The organism is Halomonas sp. A3H3 (assembly GCF_000982975.1).
In the GTDB taxonomy this organism is placed as follows: Bacteria; Pseudomonadota; Gammaproteobacteria; order Pseudomonadales; family Halomonadaceae; genus Vreelandella; species Vreelandella titanicae.
This window is the reverse complement of the sequence record NZ_HG423343.1, coordinates 1,682,960-1,706,184: the sequence shown is the minus strand read 5'-3', so window position 1 is coordinate 1,706,184 and position 23,225 is coordinate 1,682,960. Positions and strand designations below refer to the sequence as shown.

The window sequence follows — 23,225 nt, the reverse complement described above, 5'->3', positions numbered from 1 at the left end:
CTAAAGCGCATGCTTGTGATGAAATGAACAGGCTCATTTGGCAAGCCTATCTTTTGGTTTAGCTATTTCATGTATGTACTGATGTGCGTAGTACCCGAAAGATCATACAAAATCAGGTGCCGCCACTTAAGCGTAAAGGTCGACTCGCCCGTCCATTATCAGCGGGCTGCTTCCGGCGCTTTGGTTATCATGTGTTTCCGAACCTATCTCGCCGTTGTCACTGCCCACTTCAGAGCCTTTTTTGCCGCCTGATTGGGCAAAGGCCTGAGCGTTCGGGTCGCGCTGTTCGCCAACCGACGTCTCACCTAGTGATATGCCTTGCTCAGCCAGCGCTTCCCTTAGTTGGGGAATCGCTTGTTCGAGCACTTGCCGTACCTGAGCGTGGGCTGACAAGAAGTGCGCTTGAGCCCCCTGTTCACCAAATTTTAATGAGATAGAAAGAGGGCCTAGCTCCGCTGGATTTAACTGCATTTGGATATGTTGCTCGCCGCCACGCTGTGAAATCTGCACTAACTGCTGGCTTAGCTGTTGTGACCAGGCAGGGCTAGTAACAGGCGTCGCTAAAGTGGCAGCTGTCGGGGTGACCGTGGGAGCAAACGCTTGTGCAGATTGAGATGAGGCTATTGGGCCGCCAGCGCTCAACGAGAATCCAGAGAGTAAGTGCTCACCAGCTGGACTTCCTTTAGTTGACCCTTCTAACGTTAATAGAGCACCCATCAGAGCCTCGCTACTGATTTTAGGCGAGGCACTGGTGGTGTTGATTTGAGCAACGAAAGTGTCAGGCTGCGGCCTAGGGGCTGCCTGGAGTTCAACGACAGGCGAGCGTGCATCGCTTATACGAGCCGAATCAACAGGCAATGTCTGAGCACTCTGTTGCTGCCCGATCAAGACATTTAACGCGGAGACCAACTGCGCAGCTTCCGTTTGATTAATGTTTAACTGATCAGCAATGGCTTCCAGCGCTGCTGGGTCGATAGGCTGCGTTTTCTCGCTATTATTCGTACTTACATATTGGGCAATGGTCTTAAGTGCAGATGTATCGACCAACTGCGCAGCTTCCGTTTGACTCATATTTAGCTGTTTAGCGATGACCTCTAGCGCTGCTGAGTCGATAGGCTGCGCAGGCCCGCTTTTACCCGTACTTAGATATTGGGTGATTGCTTTGAATGCCGGTGTATCGACCAGCTCCGCAGCTTCCGCTTGACTAATATTTAGCTGTTCTGCGATTGCCATCAATCCTGCTGGGTCAATAGGCTGCGTTGGCTCGCTATTATTCGTACTTACATATTGGGTGATTGCTTTGAGTGCCGGTGTATCAACCAGCTGCGCAGCTTCCGCTTGACTAATATTTAACTGTTTAGAGATTGCTTCCAGCGTTGCTGGGGCAACTGACGATGTCAGCTGCGCTTCAGGGCTACTTCCAGTAAAAGAAGCCATAAGTGCAAGACGGCCGGCAATTTCGTCAAGAGGTGTCGAGACTTGCCCACCGTTTAGCCCTAGCGTGTCCGCGCTGATGTCTGAATTCGGCAGTTGAAGCTGAGCGAGAAGTTCAGAAAGATCGCTCTCACTGACATCAAGCCCCAGGGTTTCAAGGGCAGCGCTCAAATTTTCGACGTCGACTTCTAATCCTTCCGATACAAGATTGCCGTGTGCATTGAGCTGCGTTTGCTGAAGGGGTGCCTGAGAGGCGCTAATTTCACTAAGCCCGGTTGCTGATAAGCGTTGAGTATCAGACGCTTGTAACAGCGCCTGGTGAAATAGGCCGTTGACTGGGTCTTGTCGGTTAAAAGCACCTGGCGACTGTGGCTGAGGTGAACTTTGGCTGACCGAAAGCAACTGGTGAATGTTCATATTCAGTTCCCTGGCACCGCTAATGCGGAGTGTCGTTATGCTGACGACGAGCCGCGCGGCTTGTCACCAGATCATCGTTAGTTTTTTGTTCCTGACGCTCACTGCGGCGGTGCTCTTCTAACAGTCGACGCGACGCCAGTGTATCGTAGGAAGAGAGCTTTCGCTGCTCTTGTTGCCAGTTCTTTTTGCTTTGTTCAACGCTTGCCTGTTGAGAGGCTAATGCTTGTCGAGCGCGGCTTAGGGCCGCATCCAAAGAGGCTAGGAACTGTTGATAGTTGTACATGGTGGCAGGGTCAATGCCGTCACTCATCGCTTTTTGCAAGCGCTCGGCGTACTCCGCCCGATAGCTCAGCAGCGACTGTAGCTGAGCGGTCGTTTGCTGTTCTGTTTGTCGCTCTTGAGCCAGGATCTTGCCCGCTTGATCCCGGGCGCCTCTGGCTAGGTCGGTCAACATTTCGAGCTGTGAAGTGCTCATGCGCGTCCTCCTACCAGTGCATGCAGCGCTTGGCGAGCATCCGCAAGCGTTGCACACTCCTCAATATTTTGTTGAAGGAAGTTTTCTAACGACGGAAAGCGTTTCACTGCCTCGTCGAGTTGTGGGTCATGACCAGGGCTGTAGGCCCCCACGCTGATAAGATCCCGGTTACGCTGGTAGCGCGAGAACAGTTGTTTGAACACTCGTGCTTCCTGGAGTTGATCGGCTGAGGCGATGGAGGTCATGGCGCGGCTAATTGAAGCTTCAATATCGATTGCCGGATAATGACCTGCTTCCGCTAATGTTCTCGACAGCACGATGTGCCCGTCCAGAATGGCGCGAGCTGAATCGGCAATAGGATCCTGTTGGTCATCGCCTTCTGTTAGCACGGTGTAAAACGCCGTAATAGAGCCGCCACCACGTTCAGCGTTACCTGCGCGCTCTACTAACCCTGGTAGCTTGGCAAAAACCGACGGTGGATAACCTTTAGTAGCGGGTGGTTCACCAATCGCCAAGGCAATTTCCCGCTGCGCCATGGCGTAGCGCGTTAGTGAGTCCATAATCAGCAGAACATCGCGACCTTCGTCACGAAAGCCTTCCGCCAGGCGTGTTGCATAAGCGGCACCCTGCAGGCGCTGCAGTGGTGACGTGTCAGCGGGAGCGGCGACGACCACAGCACGACGTCGGCCCTCAGGGCCCAAAATGTTATCGATAAAGTCCTGTACTTCGCGGCCCCGTTCACCAATTAAGCCAACCACAATCACGTCGGCTTTGGTGTAGCGCGCCATCATGCCTAGCAGTACTGATTTACCTACCCCTGAACCTGCAAAGAGCCCCATTCGCTGGCCTCGTCCTACGCAGAGCAGAGCATTAATGGCGCGAATACCGACGTCAATTTGTGCATCAATTGGCGCGCGAGAAAGCGGGTTGAGCGGCGGTGAACTAAGTGTTGCCCGGGGTATCTCATCGATGCCCTCCCGGTCATCCAGCGGATTGCCGTTGCCATCCAGTACTCGGCCCAGCAGGCTATCGCCCATAGGGAAGCGGCGGGCACTGTTGTTGCCGCTGTCATCAAGAGGCGCGACGCGAGCGCCAGGCATTAGCCCAATGACCTCTTCCAGTGGCATCAGGAAGAGCTTGTCACCGGAAAAGCCGACGACCTCCGCTTCGGCATGCCGATCACTGTCGGTCAAGCGACCGTCACTGCCCGGCAATTCAATCCGGCAGGCGCTCCCCACGGCTACGCGCAGTCCAACCACCTCAATCACCATACCCGTCGCGCGAATAACGCGGCCGCTATTGCGGTAGCGAGGCAGATGGCTGACACGCTGCTGCGTGCGTCGCAATGCCTTATTCCAGCGATGTTGATGGGGACAGGTGGTATCTGCCATAACGTATCCGCCTACGATGAAGGAACATTCGATGAGGGTGGGGAATTGAGGCCTCGTTTGCGCGATTGGGCTTGGATGGAATGCCAACGGCTTTCGAAGGTAGCGTCAATTTCACCCTGGGCACTGGTAACCCGGCAGCCGCCACGGGCAAGCTGATCATCCGGCTGTAGTTTCCAGTTGGCGGCCCTGAGCTCATTGCCTAGATGCTCTTCTACTAGAACGTGATCATCGGGGTTGAGCCAAAGACGCTGCTGGCCTACCAGGGGGGGCTCGGTGTGCAGGAGCTCGCGGACAATGGTCAAAATTTGTTCAGGTGTGTCCTGTAGAGCATCGCTAGCAAGCTGTTTTCCGGTGGCTAGTGCTAACTCGACCAAGTCATAGGCGATAGTCTCATCAAGGCGCTCAAGCGCATCCGAAAACTGTTTGCCCAGCGTTTCCAGCGGCGCAACGGTCTTGCGAATTTGTGCTTCTAACTCAGTTTTTGCCTGTTCGGCAGCTTCCTCTAAACCCTTTTCAAGCCCCTCTTTGTGTCCCTGTTCAAAGCCTGCGTCATAGCCCTCTTTTTCGGCTTGCTGACGAATACGCTCATGAAGTGCCTGGCGTTCACTCTCTTCACGCTGGCGTGCCAGCTCGGCAGCTTTTTGTGCCGCCTGTACTTTGCGCTGGTGAGCTGTTGGTACCTCGCCATCAGAGGCGTGGCTGCTCGGCGTGGTCGCCAGCTCATCCATTTGCCAACGACGCCAATCCCCATGGCGATCAAACTTAGGTGAGTGAGTATTAGACATACTCGTCGTCTCCGCCTGCCAAGACGATTTCCCCTGAATCAGCTAACCGTCGTACAACCTGCAAGATAGCTTTCTGCTCTGTTTCAACTTGAGAGACGCGGATAGGGCCACGGGCTTCCATATCTTCGCGGACTAAATCGGCGGCGCGCTGTGACATGTTGCGTAGGAACTTGTCGACCAATGCGTCCTGAGCCCCTTTGAGTGCCACCACCAGCGAGTTGGTATCGACTTCCTGGAGAACCATTTGAATAGCGCGGTTGTCGAGATCCAATAGATTCTCGAACAGAAACATTTCGTCGATAATCTTCTGGGCCAGGTCTTCGCTGTGCGCACGCACTGTTTCGATTGCGGTCTCCTCTTGGGAGGAGTTCATCAGGTTGAGAATCTCGGCAGCCGTTCTTACGCCGCCCATTTTGCTGCGCTTGAGGTTCTGACCATCCAGCATGCTGGTGAGTACTTCGGTCAGCTCTTGTAGCGCGGCGGGCTGAACGCCGCTAAAGGTGGCGATACGCAGTACCACATCATTACGCAATTTTTCTTCAAATAGCTCGAGGATATCCGATGCTTGATGGCGATCCAGGTGAACCAGAATCGTGGCAATAATTTGCGGGTGCTCGTCGCGGATTAGCTCGGAGACCATGGACGCTTCCATAAGGTTGAGTGCGTCAATGCCCGAGTTACTGCCTGTGGTCTCAAGAATATCTTCAATTAAGCTAGTCGCGCGCTCGCTACCCAGTGCTTTGGTCAACACCGAGCGGATATGGTCGCTGGAGTTAAGATTAAGCGCGACAAACTCTTCGGTTTCTTTATGGAACGCTTCGAGCACCGCTTTCATGTCTTCATGGGAGACCTGATTCAGCTTGGCCATCTCCATACTAATTTCTTGTACCTCAGTGGCACCGAGGTATTTAAACACCTCGGCGGCACTGTCTTCATCAAGTGCAAGCAATAGGATAGCGCTCTTGCGGGCTCCACTCATTTCAGCAATTAAACTACTCATTGGCATTCATCCAGCTACGAATGATCATCGCGACCATGCGGGGATCTTCCTGCGCCATTTCGCGCAGGTCGTTGAGGTTATGCTCGTAGAGTGAGGTTTTACGCCGACGCTTGGGCTTGGCGTAGGTCTCATCGGTTTCGTCTGACGACTCTTGACCCTCTTCTTCGTCTTCCTCGCCTACGCTAGCAGACAGCGTACCGCCAGGCGTTGCGGTCGCCATCACCGGTGGCTGGGTGTAACGTTTGATTAAAGGGCGCAAAATCAGCAGGTACAACAATAGAATCGCTAGCGCAACCAGAAGGTAGCGACCCACCTTGCCAGCAAGTGAAAGAACGCTGGGGTCTTTCCACCACTCGACCTCTGCGGTTTCATCGGCACTCCGCGCGAAGGGAGAGTTGACGACTTCAACTTCATCGCCGCGCAGTTGTGAGAAGCCCATTGCTTGACGAACCAGACGCTCAATTTGAGCCACTTCATTATCCGTTAGGGCAACATCGACCCATTCGCCTTCGTCGTTCATTTCCGAGCGGAAGTTCACGACTACCGCAGCGGATAGTCGCTCAATCTGGCCGAGACGGTGCTGGACGTGCTCAATGCTACGATCAACTTCGTAGTTGATAACATCGTCTTGGCGCAAGTTGCGCAGAGCTTCTGGGGGTACATCCTCTTGTTGGTCGCCATCTTCCTCTCCTTCCTGTTGGTTAATAGGGGAGGGCATGGCACCTGGTGGTGTATTGCTTAGGGCGCCTGGGATGCCTGTGGCCAGAGGGTCTTCCCCGTCAAACGCCAGGCTTAGCTGACGACTGCGTACCGCTGCTTCATTAGGCGGTTGATTGGGGCCATAACGTTCCGAAGTTTGCTCACGCCGTGAGAAATCGATTTGCGCTGCAACTTGGGCGCGCACATTATCGCGACCCAAAATGGGCGTTAAAATATGCTCAATGCGCTGCTGGTAAGAGCGCTCAACCTGGGCAATATAATCAAGCTGCGATCCATCCAGGTCGTTTCCATTGCTTGTCTCGGCAGATAGCAGTCGGCCATCCTGATTCACCACGGTGACATCTTCAGCGGCAAGCTCAGGCACACTGCCCGAGACCATATGGACGATTGCGCTGACTTGGCCTTCACCCAACACGCGGCCAGGTAAAAGAGTCAGCACAACGGATGCTTTAGCTGGCTCACGATCACGAATAAAGACCGATGGTTTGGCCATGGAGAGGTGAACCCTCACGCCTTCCACCGGCCCAAGCGATTCAATTGAACGCGCAAGCTCGCCTTCCAAGCCCCGCTGATAATTAATCTGCTCAGCAAACTGGCTAATCCCAAACGCCTGGCTATCCATTAACTCCAGGCCAAGATTGCCGCCGCGGGGCAAGCCCTGCTCAGCAAGCTGTAGGCGTAGTGTGTGGACTTGGTCGCTAGGAACCATTAGCGCCTGGCCACCTTCACTGAACTGGTAAGGGATACCGCGTGTATCGAGCTCATTGATGATGCTGCCACCATCAGCTTCGCTGAGGTTGCTGTAAAGCACGCGGTACTCAGGGCTGCTGGCCCACATAAAGAGAGCCGCCACAATAGCAATTGAGGCGGCACCCGCTATGAGCAGTGCGACTAGTGGATTGCCACGCAACTGCTTAAGCGTTCGCTCGAAAGCCGAACCGCTGGCGGTATCGCGTTCTGTATTTCCACTACCTGAACTTCCACTACGGGGAGCGGCTTGATTCGTACTGTTTTGACGGCCTGCCGTTGCACCAGTTTCGCTCATGCGACCCTCCAAAGGGGCAGGCAAAGCTGGCGTCGGCCCAGGCTCATCACCAAAGAAGGCATAGGCTATATCCGTCAATCGCGGTTATCCGCCTAAAAGATGAGGCGGAATTGTGATGACCGCCATTATCCGGTGGCTAGTCGAGCCTAAAGGAACGATAAGCTTCGCTTTTTATGCGCATTTGTCCGTATGAGGCGGGTTGCATTGGTGTTAGGCTTTTCGTATTAGATATTTTTTGCGAATTGAGGTGAGCGTATGAGTACTCCCGCAATACAGGCTGCGCTACAACAGATGCAAGGCATGGCGACTCAGGCGGCATCCACGCAGCCTCTTAGTGGTGCTCAGGCGTCAGCTGCTGTTGGGCAAGGAGGTTTCGGTGGTGAGCTGCAGGCCTCGATTCAGCGCATTAACCGGCTTCAGCAAACGGCCAATAGTCAGGCGATGGCTTTTCAGGCAGGTGATCCTAATTTGCAGCTCAATGATGTGATGGTTGACATGCAGAAGGCTAGCGTTGCGTTTCAAATGGGTCTTCAGGTTCGCAACCGCTTAGTTTCTGCATATCGTGATGTTATGAACATGCAAGTATAGAGTTTCGGCTTCGAGCTTCGAGCTTCGAGCTTCAGGCTTCGATTGAGATTATTCGTCCTTGCATTTCTTCTAGTCGCTCGGCAATCTTGAGTACTTCTTCTGCTGGGATCTGGCGTATGACGTCGCCAGACTCCCTGTCTACGACTCGCGTGATCACGCGTGATGTTTCTTCGCTTAATTCGAATTCTAAGCCATGTGGGCGCATTATCTCGTTGATGCGTTGAATGGGTGCGACGAGTTCGTTGGCAGAAGTTTTCTGTTTGACAGAAGTTTCCTGTTCGGTGGTATCTGCGCTTATAAGCTGAGTGTTGGTTGTCGCTAGCTGAGCCAGTGTGTTTTCTAGCCGCTGGCGGGGATTTAAGTGAGTTAGGGGCGATGACAGTGGTGTTATTACTTCGGTGGGTAGTGAGCTCATGGGGCACGTTCCTTTTTAATGTCAGCTTTGGCAGCCAGTTAGTGGTGCGATAGCGTGAAACGGCAGCCATAGCTCGGTTTTTTGCTAGTTAGTAAGCGTTTCTACATTGGTATCGGCAGGATGCTGAAAAACTTTACGCTTACTGGCATGGCATTGTGTTTGCTTGTTATTGGTAGCGTCGACACTACACGCTCTGTCTCTTTGCTTTTCTATAGCCCGCCTAATAAGCATGAGAAAGATGGCTTTTTGTGCATACGCCATGCTGTGGGCATCTGATATGCTTCTCGAGTTTGCGGTGAACTAATTAACGCATAAGAGTAAGCGAGGCGAGAATGGTGGCGCAGCAGGATGAGTTTGAAACAATAGTAAGTACAACAGTGATCGAGTCTCTGCTGAATACCTTGATCGAAACCGGTGGCGTTTCGCTCTGTCTTGCTGCGACGGGAGCTCGTCCAGAGCCCATTGTCTTGATGGAGCAGCACCAGGGCCAAGCATTGGTGATGGATCTTTCCTCTGTTGACTATTTACTTCACCATTTACAGGGTGGTGCTGCGTTTTACTTGCGCGGGCAGGCGCAGGGGAAAGTGCTGCAAACGCCGCTCCTGCAACTGACGGAGACGCGTCAGGCCGGGGGGCGCTTTTTGTGTTGCAGTGATTATCCTGCATCGTTGGAAGTGCTGCAGCGTCGTGAGTCCTTCCGTGCTGAGCTGCGCATGGGGATGGTGGTGTCGACAGGTTTGTATGGTGGTGATGCCGAGATAGAGGGTGAGTTGAGGGATTTGTCCCAGGATGGCTGCCAGCTTGAATTGCCATTGGCCGCTAGCGGGCTGCTGGCGGGAGCCGCTAGCCCCCTAAAGTTGGCGTTTACCTTTCCCGACGGCACCTACTTTGAAGTGCTTGGAGAGGCTCGTCATCAAAAAACCGACGCTGAGCGTCATCTACTGCGCGTCGGTTTTAACTTCGTTGAGTGTAGTGCGGAGCAAGAGCGGCAAATTTGGTATTTCGTGTGCGAAATAGAGCGCGAAGCGGCACGCTATAAAAAAGAAGAGCAAAACGAGCGTCAGCCCTCACCGCTGTTCGCGCTGCCAAGCAAGCGACCGGGTGCAGGAGAGTTGCTTGGGCGGCGTGATGTCAAGCGCTACGCGACCCCTATGGCGCGTCGGCTTGTCAAGGTCGCTGCCTATCTGGATACACAGTTGCTGTCGTTACAACAAGGTAGCGATATCGATGGGCGTCAGCTCTCCCGCTATGCTGATCGCATATTGGGTCTTCATGAAGAGGATCGTGAGGCGTTGCTGTTCGCTTCACGTTGCTTATCTCCCGAGCCTTTAATAGTGCGCCACGGTATTGCTGTGGCTGTGCATTTGCTCGATTTTGTGGGAGCCAGCATGCCTCGCGAGTTGCGCAAGGCGATAGTGGCCAGCGGTCTTATTCACGATCTTGGCAAGGCGCTTGTGCCTCAGGTGCTGTTCAAGGCGCCGCACTTTGAAGCTAAGCATCGAGAGGCGATCAGTGAGCATGTCCAGCTGTTGCTAGACCGTTTACATAACTGCCAATGGCTGTCGGCGGGTATTGTCCAGGCGGTGATTGGGGGGGTTAACGAGCGTATGGATGGTAGTGGGTATCCAAGTGGGTTGAGTGGGGCTGACCTCAGTGAGCTGGCTAAGGCGAGTGCCGTTGTCGACGTAGTAGAGGCTATGCGGCGTGATCGTGCAGATCGTCCGGCTAAAACAGCACAGCAAATTTACCGGCATTTATTGCAGCACCCACACCATTTTGATATGCGCTGGGTTAAACGCTATATCGATCATTTCAAGGGATTGCCAATAGGTTCGCTGGCGCACTTCTCTAGCCAGCAGAAGGGGTGGATCTTACGTCTTGATGCTAAAGGTAACCCCACGGAGGTATTGCTTGCGCCACAGGTCGAGCCGCCAATGCGTGACAATGTGGGAGTGGTCGTGCAGAGCAATATCGCTGAGCGACTTGGGCGAACCGTCGGTGAGATCGCAGTGTCTACTTGAGTGGCAATGAAGTGAATGCGTGATGGCAGTTGGTCGATGTCATGGGCTGCGCTGAAAAAAGCGTTGTAAGCCGTTAAAGTCCCCCAGACTCACGCCGATAGTTACTAGTAGTGCCGTTTATTTTTACCTTTTAATAATCGTGGTCTCACCCAATCGAGGGTGAGCATAAAATCACGCACAGGAGTTCCGCTTATGACTTACTCTCGCGGTGGCGCCGCCTATGGGCGGGGAGCTAACGCTTATGCGCGTGTTGGCGTAGAAAGCGGAGTGATGTCGGCAGATCCTCATCAGCTTATTGTGATGTTGTTTGACGGCGCCCAGGCCGCTATTCGTGCTGCACGCATCCATATCCAGGCGGGTAATACAGCCGAAAAAGGCAAGTCGATAACGAAGGCGTTGGATATTGTGAATAATGGCCTCGCAGCGGCTCTTGATCAAGAGCAGGGCGGCGAGATTGCTGAGCGCTTAGCGTCGCTTTATGACTATATTTCGCGCCTACTGTTGGCGGCGAATCTGCGTAACGATGAAGAGAGCTTAAATCAGGCCGAACGCCTGCTCGAAGATATCGCCTCAGCCTGGCGTGATATTGGTCAACAGCAGAGCGCGTGAGGCAATAATGTCAGCTCCTATATCCGCTCGTGATAAAAATGCTCAACAGACGCTGCTCACTAGCTATGAAACGCTATTGAGCCGCGTTGAGCACATGCACGAACTGGCTAATGGCGAACAGTGGGCAGAGCTAATTGATCAGCGTACCAACTATGTAATGCTGGTGGATCAGTTGCGTGAGCTGGATACCACCGTTGTGCTTGATGCCGCTGCTCAGCAGCGTAAGGCAGAACTGCTGGAGCGCATCCTTGAGCACGATGTGGAAATACGGCGTCGTTTGGTGGCGCGCCGTGATGAGCTGGGTAAGCTCATAGGGGTATCCCAGCGTCAGCGGAATTTACATAGGGCCTACGCACCACAGCAAGGGGCTCCGGTAGCTTATGACGCCGATGATGCTGATTCCACGAGGTCATCGTGAGTGGTATTACCCCTCTGATTGATACGCTCTTGCACCAAGTGCTTGGGCGCCAAGGCGAGTTGTCGCTGCAGCGAGCATTGAGTCAGCCTGTGAAGCCCGTTTCACCCGGCGAGGGGCCGCGTGCCGTAATGGGTGATGCCAATCTGGATGGCCGTGCGTCGACATCGCCGCTAGGCGACCTAAAGCGTTTACCGCATCCTCTTGATGGGGGGCGAACGTTACCCCGAGGTGAGGCGCAGCCTTCGACGACAGGTTCAACACAGACCCATTTTAGTCCTGCAGCGCGAACAATCGCCGACGTGCTGCTGCGCTTTCCAGCCCCTCCCTCGGTAATGCGGCCCGAAGCACCTCTTATCACCAGTCAGGACGCGCCAGCAGCGAGTACAGTGGCAACACGCTTAGAGGCAAGTATTCGCGATAGTGGTTTGTTTTATGAGTCGCATCTAAAGCGCTGGTTTCAAGGTGAGGGAACCCGCCAGCAGCTAATGAACCAACCGCAAATGCAGCCCGGCCCTCGCCCGCTTACTCCTCTTTTATCGGCAGGCCCGAATGTGTCGCTCCCAGCTGCAGCGCCTTCGACGGCGTCTGCTTTGTCTACAGCTGTCTCAGTTGGGGTGCCACTGACCCCACAAATGCCTACGCAGTCAGCTGGAACGCCCCTGACAGCACAGGCGCTTATGCAGGTGGGGGCGGGGGCGCCTTTGGCAGCTCCCCCGGTAGGGCAGGGAGGCATGGCTATTTTACCCAACGTGCCGCTAGTGCCTGTTACTCATGAACAAGGCTTAGCGGTTCGGTTGGCGAGCGCGTCCCATTTTTTAGCAACTGGCTCGACGGCTGCTGCCCCCACTACCCCCGCTCAAGGGGCTGCTTCGCAGGTGTCGACTAATCCTGCCCAGCCGGCCCCTATGCCTGGCGAGGCGCGCGACAGCCATCAAGCAAGGGCGGAGTATAGCCAGGCTAGGGAGATGAGCGATCTGATGGCCAATCGACCGGCTCGCGAGGTCGTTCACGAAAGCCTGCAGAGCCTGGTGCGCCACCAGCTTGAAATGTTGGTGATGCCGTCTATTCGCTGGGAAGGTGATGTCTGGGCAGGCATTTTTATGGCTTTAGTAATCAATTTGCCTACTCGTGAAGAGGGCCAGGAAGGAAAACAGCAGGGGGGAGAGCCAGACGGTGGATGGCGTTCTGATATGCAGCTCGATGTTCCCAGTTTAGGGGCATTCAGCGCGTCGCTATGGCTCTATCGAAACGTGTTAAGCATCGATTTCACCACCGAAAGTACGCACGTTTATCAGCGTATTGACGCTGGACTGCCCGCGTTAGAGAAGCGCCTTAGCGCCTTGGACTTACAAAAAGTGCAGCTTCGCGCGCGCCATATCGAAGCGGAGGCACCCCATGGCTACGCCGGGTGAGCGACGCCGTCAAGCTGTTGCTCTGGCTTACCAGGATAATGACCGTGCTCCACGGGTAGTGGCGAAAGGCTATGGTGATCTGGCCGAACGTATTATGGCTGAAGCTCAGCGTCAGGGTATTTATGTGCACGATGCGCCTGAGTTGGTAGCGCTTTTAATGCAGCTAGATCTGGATGCGGAAATTCCGGCAAGTCTCTATCAAATTGTCGCAGAACTGCTGGTGTGGGTGTTCGAACTATCAGAGGAAGGGCTAACTCATCGTGAAACGCCTGAGTAGCCATTTACAGACATTGTATGCAACCATGAGGGTAGGTAATAAAAAGTCATTAATGGCGCCAGTATAATGGTCACAACACCGCGCCTGAGTCGTTTAATGGGACATTATGAGTCAAACCAACTTTCTCGATGAAATTCAGGAAATTAATTTAGCTTATTTGCTTCTGGCGCAGCGCTTGCTTGATGAAGATCGTGAGGCTGCTATGTTTCGCTTAAAAATAGACAGCGATGTTGCCGAGCTGATTGTCTCGCTTAATGCTCGCCAGCTTACCAAGTTGGCGCGAACCAGCCAATTATTGTGCCGGTTTAGCCAAACGAGTGCCGAGCGGCTTCGACAGCTTACAGATAATCCCCGCGATCAGGGGTTGGCAGGGCTTCATGCATCACTGCTGTTGGCAAGCGATGCATTTGAGCCAATGCCATCGGGAGGCGAGAAGTGAGCCAGAAAAGCTTGGTCGATGAAATGCACCAAGTGCAGCTGGCAATCGAATTGATTGAGCTGGGTGCGCGCCTTCAGGTGCTGGAAACAGAAACGGAATTAAGCCGCACGCGTTTGATCAAGCTGTATAAGGAAGTGCGTGGCATGTCACCGCCTAAGGGCATGCTGCCTTTTTCCACCGACTGGTTTATTACTTGGCTTCCCAATGTTCATTCGTCGCTGTTTTACAACATTTATTTAAGCCTGAAGGAGGCGGCAGGCTGTGATCGCATCGATGCCTTTGTCAAAGCATATCGGCTCTATGACGAGCAAATGTCGCTGGAAAAGGTGGAGCCGGTTCTCGGGTTAACCCGTGCGTGGACGCTGATACGCTTTTTCGAGAGTGATTTGCTCCAGCTTAATCAGTGTACGCGTTGCACTGGGCAGTTTGTGGCGCACGCTCATAGTCCCGCTCAACACTATGTGTGCGGTATTTGTCAGCCCCCCTCAAGAGCGGGTAAAACGCGCAAAGCACAGCGGGAGAATAGTGAAAAAATGTAACAATCTCTGCGATTACATCACTGATGGTGTGAAGTAGGGTATAAGACAGTAATGAGTACTAACAAGAAATAAGTGTATTGGCTTAGATAGGCCTAAAAGCCAGTGGTGCTTTTTCATTAAACAGACGTCTGACCCTAGTATAATAGGGCTAAGACATGCTTGGAATGGAACATTGCTTAAACATCAGATCAGGTGGCTAAGTTTTGGTTCCCTAATTTAATACTGAATACCGCAAGGATCCTGCTTGTGCTGATACCTCTAGGTTATGTAATCGTATTGCTATCTGTGTTTGGTGGCTATGTGCTGGCAGGTGGCAGCTTAGGCCCCTTGTATCAACCTCTTGAGCTGCTGATTATTGGCGGAGCCGGGGTTGGTGCATTTATCGCAGCGAACAATGGCAAAGCGATTAAAGCGACCTTTAAAATTTTGCCCCGGCTCAAGCGCGCCAAAAAATATAACAAAGAACTTTATATGGAGCTGATGGCGCTGCAGTATAAATTACTCTCCAAAATTCGCCGTGAAGGCATGTTAGGCATTGAACGGGATATTGATAATCCCGAGGAGAGCCCGCTGTTTCAAGAGCATCCTACGGTATTGGCTGATCCTCATATCATGGATTTTCTAACGGACTATCTGCGCTTAATGGTAAGCGGTGGTATGGAACCCATGGAAATTGATGAGCTGATGCTGCACGAGATTGAGGTCTTTGAGCAGGAAGCTCATATTCCTGTCGATGCCATTGCCAAAGTCGGCGATGCCATGCCTGCCTTCGGCATCGTGGCGGCAGTAATGGGGGTCGTTAAAACACTCACCTACGCCGATGCTACGCCGACTCAGATGGGTGTGATGATCGGCCAAGCGCTAGTGGGCACCTTCTTGGGTATTTTGCTGGGCTATGGTTTTGTTAGTCCGCTGGCAAGTTACATCGAACGGCAGGCGAAAGAAGCCGAAAAAATGCTCCAGTGTATTCGCATTACGCTGCTCGCTAGCTTGCACGGTTATGCGCCGCAGTTGGCTGTTGAATTTGGTCGCAAGGCACTGTTTGCCGCCGAGCGTCCTAGTTTTACGGAGCTTGAAGAGTATGTAAGGGATGCAAAAAAGGCCGGTAACGCATGAGTAAGGGTGGTGACAAGCGTCCGATTGTCATTCGACGCAAAAAAGTCGTCCATGCCCATCACGGTGGTGCCTGGAAAATTGCCCTAGCGGATTTTATGACTGCTCTGATGGCCTTTTTTTTGGTGCTATGGCTTTTGAGCGTTTCCAGTGAAGAGACGCGCAAGGGGGTGGCAGAGTACTTTAGCACCCCCCTGGTGACGGCGATAACCGGTGGCGATCGTTCGGGCAGCACCAGCGCGATTCCCGGCGGCGGGCCCGATCCCACTCATAGCGATGGGGAGCGGGCGCGCATTGATAGCCTTCAGCGCACTCGTCCAAGCATGCAGGAACGAAACTTTTTCCGGGATTTACAAGAGCGTATTGAACGGGCCATTGAGCGAGATCCCGAGCTGCGCCAGTTGCGCAATCAAATGCGGTTTGACTTGACCCGCGAAGGGCTGCGCATACAGCTACTCGATACCGACCAGCGCCCCATGTTTGAGCTGGGTAGCGACCAAGTGGCGCCTTATATGCGCAGCTTGTTACGTACCATCGCACCGCTGCTAAATGAGCTTCCCAATGAGCTAAGTATCAGCGGGCATACCGATAGCGTCCCCTATGCGGGAGGCTATCGTGGTTACAGTAACTGGGAACTTTCCAATGATCGCGCTAATGCGTCGCGCCGCGAGCTTATTGCGGGTGGCTTTGATCCAGGTCAGTTACTTCGCGTGTCTGGCTTTGCAGATCGTGTGTTATTGCCCGAGACTGAGCCAACCGATCCTATCAATCGACGCATAGAGCTGGTGGTGTTGTTTCCGGAAATTGCTGATGCGATTCGCAATCCTACTGTAATGGAGTCGGGAGATGCATCGCCAGAAGCTTCAATCGAAGCACTAGAAGCTTCAGCCGAAGCGCAAATTGAATCAACACAACAAGACGAGCCTCAGGTTCAAGCGCAAGAGTGATCTGAGCCTGTCATAAAAGACGACGTTAAGGTGGAGCGGTGTATGGATATAGCGGATTTTTTTGACACCTTTTTTGAAGAGGCTGAAGAGCTGCTGTCGGATATGGAACAGCATTTACTGGAGCTGGATGTTGATGATCCAGACAGTGAGCAGCTCAATGCTATTTTCCGTGCCGCCCACTCGATCAAGGGGGGGGCGGGAACCTTTGGTTTTACCGTGCTACAGAAAACCACGCACATTTTGGAAAACCTCCTCGATTACGCACGTAAAGGCGAACTGACGCTGCGAGCCGACCTCGTGGATACCTTTTTAGAGGCTAAAGACATCATGCATGAGCAACTCGATGCCTACCGCAGCGAAGAGGAGCCTAATCAAGAGGCATTTGAACGCATTTGCCAAACGCTGCAGCAAATTGCCTTGGACGAAATTGGCCAACAGCTCGATGGGCCGACTATTCCTGCTGCTGAGCCCAAGGCTGCGCCGACGCCTGTGCCAAGTGAAAACGACGCGGAAGCAAACAGTAATAATGCAGAGGCGTCCTCGAACGGCCATCTGCTAGTGGCACTGCTCAACGTTGAAGATAAAGACCGCATTTTGCTGGTTGAAGAGTTAGAGCAGCTCGGTGAAGTGCAGTCCCAGTCAGGCGACGCAAAGCGTTACGAGGTAGTGCTCAAAAGCAGCGACAGTGCTGACGATATTGAAGCGGTCATGTGCTTTATTATCGAACCTGATCAGATTGAGATTACGGCTGTTGAGGGCGTCGCTACTGAGCCAGCCCCAGCCGAGCCAGAAGCCTCGACGCCTGCAGCCCCAGCGCCGCAAGCGCCGGCAGAAAGCACGGCCTCTAAGGCAAGCGCGCCAAAGCCTGCTGCCAAAGAGAAGCCCAAAAAAGCTGCCGCCGAGTCTTCGTCAATCCGCGTATCGGTAGATAAAGTCGACCAAATTATCAACTTGGTGGGTGAGCTGATTATCACCCAGTCGATGCTCGATCAAACGGTTAGCGATTTAGAAGATCAGTCGGTGGGCAATGCCTCACTGCAAAATGGCATGAGCCTACTGCAGCGCAACGCCCGTGATCTCCAAGAAGCGGTCATGTCTATTCGCATGATTCCCATGGAGTTTGTATTCAGTCGCTTCCCCCGCGTGGTGCGCGACACCGCCGGTAAGCTGGGTAAAGAGATCGAATTAATTACCGAAGGCAAGTCGACCGAGCTGGATAAGAGTTTGGTCGAACGGATCACTGATCCGTTAACGCACCTGGTGCGCAATAGCCTCGATCATGGCGTGGAAATGCCCGATGTGCGCGAAGCCATTGGCAAGCCGCGTGTTGGCAAATTAACCCTCTCCGCACGTCACCAGGGTGGCAATATCTTGATTGAAGTGCGCGATGATGGTGCCGGCATGGATCGTGAACGCCTGCTAGCCAAGGCGCGCGAAAACGGCCTCAATGTGTCGGACACCATGTCGGACGAAGAGGTCTTCCAGCTCATTTTTGCTCCCGGCTTCTCAACGGCGAATGAAGTGACCGACGTATCTGGGCGTGGCGTGGGCATGGATGTAGTGAAGCGCAACATTCAGAGCATGGGCGGTCGGGTTGAAATCCAGTCGAAGCTAGGTGAAGGCACCAACACCCGTATCGTGTTGCCGCTTACGTTGGCCATTCTGGACGGTATGTCGATCAAGGTCGGCGGCGAGACGTTTATTCTTCCGCTCTCTACCGTACTTGAATCACTGCAGCCCGCCAAAGACGATATGTACGCCATGGCCGGTGACGACGTGGTGATCAAAGTCCGCGACGAATATCTGCCCGTGATTGCCATTCACGAAGTGCTGAACGTCGAGAATGCGATTACCGACCCGACCAAAAGCATCGCTGTCATTGTGCAGGGCGAAGGCCGTCGTTACGCCATGTTGGTCGATGAGTTGATCGGACAGCAGCAGGTCGTGGTCAAAAATCTGGAAGACAATTACCGCAAAGTACCAGGGATCTCGGCCGCGACCATCTTAGGTGACGGTAGTGTAGCGTTGATTCTGGATATTACTGGTTTACACCGCCTGAGCCGATATAAAAAAGAGGCAGGCAAAAAAGTAGTAAACAATCAAAACCTTTCATCTTTTAAGGAGGCTGAGCCGTCATGAGTCAAGCCAACAATGGTGCGGTACTAGCCGCAGAAGCCGAAAACCGCGAATTCCTAGTGTTCTCATTAGGCGATGAAGAGTACGCCATTGATATTTTGAAAGTGCAGGAAATTCGTGGCTACGAAAACGTAACCCGGATTGCCAATGCACCTGAATTTATCAAAGGGGTCACTAATCTGCGCGGCGTCATTGTGCCAATCGTAGATCTCCGCATTAAGTTTCACTTTGATAAAGTCGAATACGGTGGCCAAACAGTGGTGATCGTGGTCAATGTTGCAGACCGGGTGGTCGGCATCGTAGTGGACGGCGTTTCCGACGTGATGACACTGACCCCTGATCAGATTAAACCGGCGCCAGAATTTGGTGTCACGCTCTCGTCTGACTTCCTGAGCGGTTTGGGTAGTCTGGATGACCGCATGCTGGTACTCGTGGATATCGATAAGTTGCTCACCAGCGACGAGATGGCACTGGTGGAAAGCACCAGCAACCAGTAAGACTAAAAAACATGGCACAGGGAGCGTGCCAAATCAGTTCTACTCAATGATGCATTCTCGCGCTACGGAAAGTGCCAGCGAGTGCCGGTTGTGCGTGGAGAAAAGGGCGTGACACAGCGAATGCGGCAATTAATGAATAATATGACGGTGCGCTTGAGTTGGGGCTTAGTGCTAGCGACACTTTCGGTGCTTGTTTTAATTGCCAGTGGTATTGGTCTTTATGCCCTGCACCATGGTGCAGCAATCGTGCAGGCCTCTGACGATGTGCAGGCACAACAGGCCGCTTTCAGTGCTTTTGCCGCGACAATTCGCTGGGCACTACTCGGGATAGTCGTAATGACTATCGCCACGGTAATCGTGGTTATCTGGGGGGTGACGGCCAATGTGTTGCGCCCGCTAGATCGCTTGGTGGGCTATTTTGAGCGTATGGCCCAGGGGGATCTAAGCCAGGCCATTACCTCTCCGGGTAATAACGAAATAGGGCGGCTTTATAGCGCCATGGCCCATATGCAGAGCTCACTCTCGCAAACGGTAGGTACCGTGCGCACCAGCGGTACATCGATTTATGAGCGCTCTCAGCAAATAGCCAGCGGCAATAACGACCTTTCTTCGCGCACCGAGCAGCAGGCCACCTCGTTAGAGGAGACGGCTTCCAGCATGGAGCAGTTAGCCTCAACGGTGGGTCATAATGCTGAAAATGCCCGCCAAGCCAGCCAATTGGCCGGGAGCGCGACCCTGACAGCCCGCCGTAGTGGAGAAGAGGTTGGTGAGATCGTCAGCACCATGCAAGACATAAGCGCAAGTTCTCATCAAGTCGCTGATATTATTACCGTTATCGATAATATTGCGTTTCAGACCAATATTCTGGCGCTGAATGCTTCGGTGGAAGCGGCGCGTGCTGGCGAGCATGGCAGAGGGTTCGCCGTGGTGGCACAGGAAGTACGTAGCTTAGCCAGTCGCAGCGCCGCTGCCGCCAAAGAGATTCGCACGCTGATTGATACATCGCTCAGCAAGGTAGATACCGGCACTCAGCGGGTCAATCAAGCTGGACAAACCATGCAGGATCTCGTGGGTGCTGTGCAGCGCGTCAGCGATATCATGGATGAAATCGCCGCCGCTTCTGAGCAGCAGAGTAGCGGCATTGGCCAAGTGAATCAGGCCGTGGCGCAAATGGATCAGGTTGTGCAACAAAATGCTCAACTGGTGCAGCAAGCCGCGCGCAGCGCCAATGAACTTGAAAGCGAAGCCGCACGCTTACGCGAGGCGGTTGAGCGCTTTCGGGTCACTGAATTATCTGCCCCGTGCACTCCGGCTGTATTGCCAGCGGCAGCGTCAAAACCCGCAACAAGGCGTCCACAGCCAGTAGCAGAAACAGAAGAGTGGTCATCGTTTTAATTTGCTTGGTAGGGCAGGCGCACTCTTTTTGAAAAATAAAACATTAAAAAAAGGCACACCATGCGTAATAACCAACCAGTCTCTCAGCGTGAAATCGAACTAAAAGAAGACGACTTCCTAGTCTCGCGTACCGATACCAAGGGACGCATCACCTATGCCAACCCTGCGTTTATCGATATTAGCGGCTTTGAACACGCAGAGCTGATAGGTGCGCCGCATAACCTGATACGCCACCCGGATATGCCGCCGGCAGCCTTTGAAAACCTCTGGAAAACCGTCAAAACGGGGGAAACGTGGCGAGGGCTGGTCAAAAACCGCTGCAAAAATGGCGACCACTACTGGGTAAATGCCAGCGTTACGCCGATTATTGAAGATGGGCAAGTCGTGGGCTACACCTCGGTACGTGTACAGGCCAGCCGCGCAGCCATTGAGCAGGCCGAGCGGGCCTACGCTGAAATACGCGAAGGCCGCAACAAGCGGCTTTACTTAGATAAAGGCCGGTTACGCCAGAAAGGTGTGATTAAGCGTTTGGCCCGGGTACGCCTCGACACCATTCGTGCCAAATTGGTAGGCATGATTGTCGTTGCAGGGCTGTTGTTATTAATCAGCGGTGGGCTTGGTCTGTATGGTTTGAATGTCTCCGGCGAGCGCTTGGGGCAACTGAATAATGACGGTCTGCGTGATGTTATTCGCCTGCAGAAAATCGATCAAACCATTGCCCAAACCCGCCAGGCGATGATTGAGCCAGAGCGTATGGAACTGATCAATCAACGCTTCGAGATGGGTGAAAGCATTGAGGAGAGCGCCGCAGAGGTTGCTGAGGTGTGGCAGGAGTATTATTCCCGTGAGGTCAATGCGACTGAGCTTGCCACCGAGTTTGACCAGCAGCTACAGACCTTCCTGCAGAACGGCATGGGCCAGGCGGCCAGCGTGCTTCAGGCAGAAGAGACCTACCAAGCCTTTACCGGTCTCGATGCTGTGATTAGCGTCATGACCAGCGAGGGCCGCATCCTGTCAGGCATGGTTAATCAACTGATTTCCCAGAAACAGCAGGCAGCTGAGGCCATGGCCGTTGATGCTCAGCAAGGTCAAACTACGATGCTGAGCGCTCAAGCCATAGTACTTGGAATTGGTTTACTGCTACTTATTTTGATCGGCATGGTTACTCTGAGGGCGATTACCAGGCCGCTAAAAAGTGCTGCAGGTTTTACGCTGCAAATTGCTGGCGGTAATTTGGCCGCTAAAGTCCCCACCCAGAGACGCGATGAAGTGGGCCAATTGATGGACTCGCTGAATACTATGCGCAAAAGCCTCAGCAGTATCATCTCCGATGTCAAAAGCGGTATTGATGTGGTCACTCCGGCTGCCCAGGACATTGCCAGCGGCAACGAAGAGCTGTCGTCGCGTACTGAACAGCAGGCGGCCTCTTTGCAACAAACCGCCTCCAGCATGGAAGAAATGACTGCCACTGTGCGGCAAAACAGTGAGAACGCTCAAGAAGCCCGTCGTCTAGCCGATAACAATGCTATCCAGGTAACGAATACTGGCGAGTTGATGACACAGTTAGTCGACAACATGCAGCGGATTACCCAAAGCTCCCAGCAGATGGCCGATATTATCAATGTTATCGATTCGATCGCGTTTCAGACCAATATTCTGGCGCTGAATGCATCGGTAGAAGCGGCTCGGGCCGGCGAGCATGGGCGTGGTTTTGCGGTGGTGGCCGAAGAAGTGCGTAACCTGGCTGGCCGTAGCGCTGGTGCCGCCCAAGAAATTCGCGGTCTGATTGATGGCTCTAACCGTGAGGTAAGTGCGGGTGCCAGTATGGTCACCAAAGCCGAAGCTGCGATTAGCGAAGTGGCGGAAGCCGCGCGCAGTGTGACGCAGATCATGCACGAGATTTCAGCCGCCTCCGAAGAGCAGAGCCATGGTATTGCCCAGGTTAATCAAGCAGTAGCAGAGATGGATCAAGGTACCCAGCGTAATGCGGTGCGGGTACAGGAAACTGCACGCGCGGCGGTCTCGCTTGAGAAGCAGGCGGGGCTATTAGCGCTATCGGTGGAAGCGTTTCGATTAAACAGTCAGGGGGCGCTACGTCCGCCAGCAGTGACAGCGACTAAGCACACTGCTCAGTTGCCTAGCACATCGTCGCCGAATTCGCCCGTTAAACGGCAGGCAGCCTCAGCAGAGGAGTGGGAAGCGTTTTGACCGAACAACGTGAACGGGTGGTAGACGCAGGTCAGTGGACATCGAGCAGTCAGATTGAGCGCGATCTAGTACTGACGGATGCGGATTTTACACGGATTCGCGAGCTGATTTATCAGCGCGCCGGCATTGTGCTGGCTGAGCATAAACGTGAAATGGTCTATAGCCGCCTAGCAAAGCGGCTACGCCACCATGGCATGACACGCTTTACCGACTATTTGGTGCGCTTGGAGCGTCAGCCAGAAGCCAAGGAGTGGGAAGCGTTTACCAATGCACTGACCACTAACCTCACGGCCTTTTTTCGTGAGGCGCACCATTTTCCGCTGTTGGCTGAGCATATAAAGAATAAACAAGACCCGGTCACTATTTGGTGTTCGGCCGCCTCCACCGGGGAGGAGCCTTACTCGCTGGCAATGACATTGTTAGAAACGTTGGGCGCTAAAGCGTCGCAGGCCAAAGTGATCGCCACCGATATTGATACGGATGCGTTGGCCAGGGCTCGCGCTGGCGTTTATCCCCTGGAACAGGTGCGCAAGATCGATGAGGCACGGGTAAAGCGGTTTTTTCAGAAAGGAACGGGTAACCATGCGGGCTTTGCACGGATTCGCCCAGAAGTATCCGCACTGGTGGAGTTTTTGCCACTGAACCTGCTAGCGCCGCAATGGCCAATTAAAGGCCCTTTTGATGCCGTGTTCTGCCGAAACATCATGATTTATTTTGATAAAGATACTCAATCAAAAATTCTTAAGCGCTTTGCACCACTGATGAAGCCCGATGGCTTGCTGTTTGCAGGCCACTCGGAAAACTTCTCGTATATCAGCGACGCATTCAAGCTGCGTGGTCAAACCGTTTATAACCTGGCCAAAAAATGAATAACTATCGTGTCTTTATAATCGCTTTAGGCGCTGTGGCTCCGGCGGTTGCAATAACACATCAGGCGTCTACAG

Annotated in this window: 22 protein-coding genes; 15 read left to right on the top strand and 7 right to left on the bottom strand. The window is 53.4% G+C overall.

The annotated features are described in order from the left end of the window. Positions 1-126: 126 nt before the first annotated feature. Genes HALA3H3_RS07460 through fliF form a run of 6 tightly spaced genes read right to left on the bottom strand, consistent with a single transcriptional unit; the run spans position 127 to position 7,267 of the window. A complete protein-coding gene (locus HALA3H3_RS07460) occupies positions 127-1,851 on the bottom strand; it encodes a flagellar hook-length control protein FliK (protein ID WP_022520945.1) in 1,725 nt (574 codons plus the stop codon). A gap of 19 nt (positions 1,852-1,870) precedes the next feature. After that, entirely contained in the window at positions 1,871-2,326 is a 456-nt protein-coding gene (gene fliJ / locus HALA3H3_RS07455; protein WP_022520944.1) for a flagellar export protein FliJ, read from the bottom strand. Then, positions 2,323-3,717 carry a flagellar protein export ATPase FliI gene (fliI, locus tag HALA3H3_RS07450; protein WP_022520943.1) on the bottom strand — a complete coding sequence of 465 codons (1,395 nt, stop codon included), beginning with the start codon at positions 3,715-3,717 and terminating at the stop codon, positions 2,323-2,325. The genes fliJ and fliI overlap by 4 nt, the downstream gene beginning before the upstream one ends. Positions 3,718-3,728: 11 nt before the next feature. Beyond that, positions 3,729-4,502 (bottom strand): flagellar assembly protein FliH, encoded by a 774-nt coding sequence (locus HALA3H3_RS07445; protein WP_022520942.1) that lies wholly within the window; start codon positions 4,500-4,502, stop codon positions 3,729-3,731. After that, positions 4,495-5,502, bottom strand: coding sequence for a flagellar motor switch protein FliG (gene fliG / locus HALA3H3_RS07440; protein ID WP_022520941.1), 1,008 nt, complete (start codon positions 5,500-5,502; stop codon positions 4,495-4,497). The genes HALA3H3_RS07445 and fliG overlap by 8 nt, the downstream gene beginning before the upstream one ends. Further along, positions 5,495-7,267: a flagellar basal-body MS-ring/collar protein FliF gene (gene fliF, locus HALA3H3_RS07435; protein WP_022520940.1), complete on the bottom strand. Its 1,773-nt coding sequence runs from the start codon at positions 7,265-7,267 to the stop codon at positions 5,495-5,497. The genes fliG and fliF overlap by 8 nt, the downstream gene beginning before the upstream one ends. Before the next feature lie 255 nt (positions 7,268-7,522). On the opposite strand from fliF, the gene fliE reads away from it, so the two are divergent. Beyond that, positions 7,523-7,855: a flagellar hook-basal body complex protein FliE gene (gene fliE / locus HALA3H3_RS07430; protein ID WP_022520939.1), complete on the top strand. Its 333-nt coding sequence runs from the start codon at positions 7,523-7,525 to the stop codon at positions 7,853-7,855. Positions 7,856-7,886: 31 nt separating this feature from the next. On the opposite strand, the gene HALA3H3_RS07425 is transcribed toward fliE, so the two are convergent. After that, positions 7,887-8,270, bottom strand: a complete 384-nt coding sequence (locus HALA3H3_RS07425) for a flagellar protein FlaG (RefSeq protein ID WP_022520938.1) — start codon at positions 8,268-8,270, stop codon at positions 7,887-7,889. A gap of 332 nt (positions 8,271-8,602) precedes the next feature. Between HALA3H3_RS07425 and HALA3H3_RS07420 the strand changes: the two genes are divergently transcribed. The 14 genes from HALA3H3_RS07420 (at position 8,603) to HALA3H3_RS07355 (ending at position 23,150) form a co-directional block, all read left to right on the top strand. After that, entirely contained in the window at positions 8,603-10,291 is a 1,689-nt protein-coding gene (locus HALA3H3_RS07420; RefSeq protein WP_022520936.1) for an HD domain-containing phosphohydrolase, read from the top strand. 192 nt (positions 10,292-10,483) lie between these two features. Continuing rightward, complete coding sequence (fliS, locus tag HALA3H3_RS07415; protein ID WP_022520935.1) at positions 10,484-10,900, top strand: flagellar export chaperone FliS; 417 nt, start codon at positions 10,484-10,486, stop codon at positions 10,898-10,900. A gap of 7 nt (positions 10,901-10,907) precedes the next feature. Beyond that, entirely contained in the window at positions 10,908-11,318 is a 411-nt protein-coding gene (gene fliT / locus HALA3H3_RS07410; RefSeq protein WP_022520934.1) for a flagellar protein FliT, read from the top strand. Then, positions 11,315-12,730, top strand: coding sequence for a flagellar hook-length control protein FliK (gene fliK, locus HALA3H3_RS07405; RefSeq protein ID WP_022520933.1), 1,416 nt, complete (start codon positions 11,315-11,317; stop codon positions 12,728-12,730). The genes fliT and fliK overlap by 4 nt, the downstream gene beginning before the upstream one ends. After that, complete coding sequence (locus tag HALA3H3_RS07400) at positions 12,714-13,007, top strand: EscU/YscU/HrcU family type III secretion system export apparatus switch protein (protein ID WP_022520932.1); 294 nt, start codon at positions 12,714-12,716, stop codon at positions 13,005-13,007. Before fliK ends, HALA3H3_RS07400 begins: the two co-directional genes overlap by 17 nt. A gap of 106 nt (positions 13,008-13,113) precedes the next feature. Continuing rightward, entirely contained in the window at positions 13,114-13,446 is a 333-nt protein-coding gene (flhD, locus tag HALA3H3_RS07395) for a flagellar transcriptional regulator FlhD (RefSeq protein ID WP_022520931.1), read from the top strand. Continuing rightward, on the top strand, positions 13,443-13,985 hold the full coding sequence (flhC, locus tag HALA3H3_RS07390; protein ID WP_009288432.1) for a flagellar transcriptional regulator FlhC: 543 nt from the start codon (positions 13,443-13,445) through the stop codon (positions 13,983-13,985). The genes flhD and flhC overlap by 4 nt, the downstream gene beginning before the upstream one ends. Before the next feature lie 246 nt (positions 13,986-14,231). Beyond that, positions 14,232-15,101, top strand: a complete 870-nt coding sequence (motA, locus tag HALA3H3_RS07385) for a flagellar motor stator protein MotA (RefSeq protein WP_022520930.1) — start codon at positions 14,232-14,234, stop codon at positions 15,099-15,101. Then, positions 15,098-16,045, top strand: coding sequence for a flagellar motor protein MotB (gene motB, locus HALA3H3_RS07380; RefSeq protein ID WP_022520929.1), 948 nt, complete (start codon positions 15,098-15,100; stop codon positions 16,043-16,045). The genes motA and motB overlap by 4 nt, the downstream gene beginning before the upstream one ends. A 42-nt stretch (positions 16,046-16,087) precedes the next feature. After that, on the top strand, positions 16,088-18,184 hold the full coding sequence (gene cheA, locus HALA3H3_RS07375; RefSeq protein ID WP_022520928.1) for a chemotaxis protein CheA: 2,097 nt from the start codon (positions 16,088-16,090) through the stop codon (positions 18,182-18,184). Then, positions 18,181-18,678: a chemotaxis protein CheW gene (gene cheW / locus HALA3H3_RS07370; protein ID WP_009288435.1), complete on the top strand. Its 498-nt coding sequence runs from the start codon at positions 18,181-18,183 to the stop codon at positions 18,676-18,678. Before cheA ends, cheW begins: the two co-directional genes overlap by 4 nt. A 132-nt stretch (positions 18,679-18,810) precedes the next feature. After that, positions 18,811-20,073 carry a methyl-accepting chemotaxis protein gene (locus tag HALA3H3_RS07365; protein ID WP_236557216.1) on the top strand — a complete coding sequence of 421 codons (1,263 nt, stop codon included), beginning with the start codon at positions 18,811-18,813 and terminating at the stop codon, positions 20,071-20,073. 60 nt (positions 20,074-20,133) lie between these two features. Continuing rightward, a complete protein-coding gene (locus tag HALA3H3_RS07360; RefSeq protein WP_022520926.1) occupies positions 20,134-22,281 on the top strand; it encodes a methyl-accepting chemotaxis protein in 2,148 nt (715 codons plus the stop codon). After that, positions 22,278-23,150 (top strand): CheR family methyltransferase, encoded by an 873-nt coding sequence (locus tag HALA3H3_RS07355; RefSeq protein ID WP_022520925.1) that lies wholly within the window; start codon positions 22,278-22,280, stop codon positions 23,148-23,150. Before HALA3H3_RS07360 ends, HALA3H3_RS07355 begins: the two co-directional genes overlap by 4 nt. Positions 23,151-23,225 lie beyond the last annotated feature (75 nt).

What these genes read in the sequence shown, in the direction of transcription:
- HALA3H3_RS07460 (WP_022520945.1), bottom strand. Translation starts at nt 1,851, where the DNA reads ATGAACATTCACCAGTTGCTTTCGGTCAGCCAAAGTTCACCTCAGCCA.
- fliJ (WP_022520944.1), bottom strand. Translation starts at nt 2,326, where the DNA reads ATGAGCACTTCACAGCTCGAAATGTTGACCGACCTAGCCAGAGGCGCC.
- fliI (WP_022520943.1), bottom strand. Translation starts at nt 3,717, where the DNA reads ATGGCAGATACCACCTGTCCCCATCAACATCGCTGGAATAAGGCATTG.
- HALA3H3_RS07445 (WP_022520942.1), bottom strand. Translation starts at nt 4,502, where the DNA reads ATGTCTAATACTCACTCACCTAAGTTTGATCGCCATGGGGATTGGCGT.
- fliG (WP_022520941.1), bottom strand. Translation starts at nt 5,502, where the DNA reads ATGAGTAGTTTAATTGCTGAAATGAGTGGAGCCCGCAAGAGCGCTATC.
- fliF (WP_022520940.1), bottom strand. Translation starts at nt 7,267, where the DNA reads ATGAGCGAAACTGGTGCAACGGCAGGCCGTCAAAACAGTACGAATCAA.
- fliE (WP_022520939.1), top strand. Translation starts at nt 7,523, where the DNA reads ATGAGTACTCCCGCAATACAGGCTGCGCTACAACAGATGCAAGGCATG.
- HALA3H3_RS07425 (WP_022520938.1), bottom strand. Translation starts at nt 8,270, where the DNA reads ATGAGCTCACTACCCACCGAAGTAATAACACCACTGTCATCGCCCCTA.
- HALA3H3_RS07420 (WP_022520936.1), top strand. Translation starts at nt 8,603, where the DNA reads ATGGTGGCGCAGCAGGATGAGTTTGAAACAATAGTAAGTACAACAGTG.
- fliS (WP_022520935.1), top strand. Translation starts at nt 10,484, where the DNA reads ATGACTTACTCTCGCGGTGGCGCCGCCTATGGGCGGGGAGCTAACGCT.
- fliT (WP_022520934.1), top strand. Translation starts at nt 10,908, where the DNA reads ATGTCAGCTCCTATATCCGCTCGTGATAAAAATGCTCAACAGACGCTG.
- HALA3H3_RS07400 (WP_022520932.1), top strand. Translation starts at nt 12,714, where the DNA reads ATGGCTACGCCGGGTGAGCGACGCCGTCAAGCTGTTGCTCTGGCTTAC.
- flhD (WP_022520931.1), top strand. Translation starts at nt 13,114, where the DNA reads ATGAGTCAAACCAACTTTCTCGATGAAATTCAGGAAATTAATTTAGCT.
- motB (WP_022520929.1), top strand. Translation starts at nt 15,098, where the DNA reads ATGAGTAAGGGTGGTGACAAGCGTCCGATTGTCATTCGACGCAAAAAA.
- cheA (WP_022520928.1), top strand. Translation starts at nt 16,088, where the DNA reads ATGGATATAGCGGATTTTTTTGACACCTTTTTTGAAGAGGCTGAAGAG.
- cheW (WP_009288435.1), top strand. Translation starts at nt 18,181, where the DNA reads ATGAGTCAAGCCAACAATGGTGCGGTACTAGCCGCAGAAGCCGAAAAC.
- HALA3H3_RS07365 (WP_236557216.1), top strand. Translation starts at nt 18,811, where the DNA reads ATGAATAATATGACGGTGCGCTTGAGTTGGGGCTTAGTGCTAGCGACA.
- HALA3H3_RS07360 (WP_022520926.1), top strand. Translation starts at nt 20,134, where the DNA reads ATGCGTAATAACCAACCAGTCTCTCAGCGTGAAATCGAACTAAAAGAA.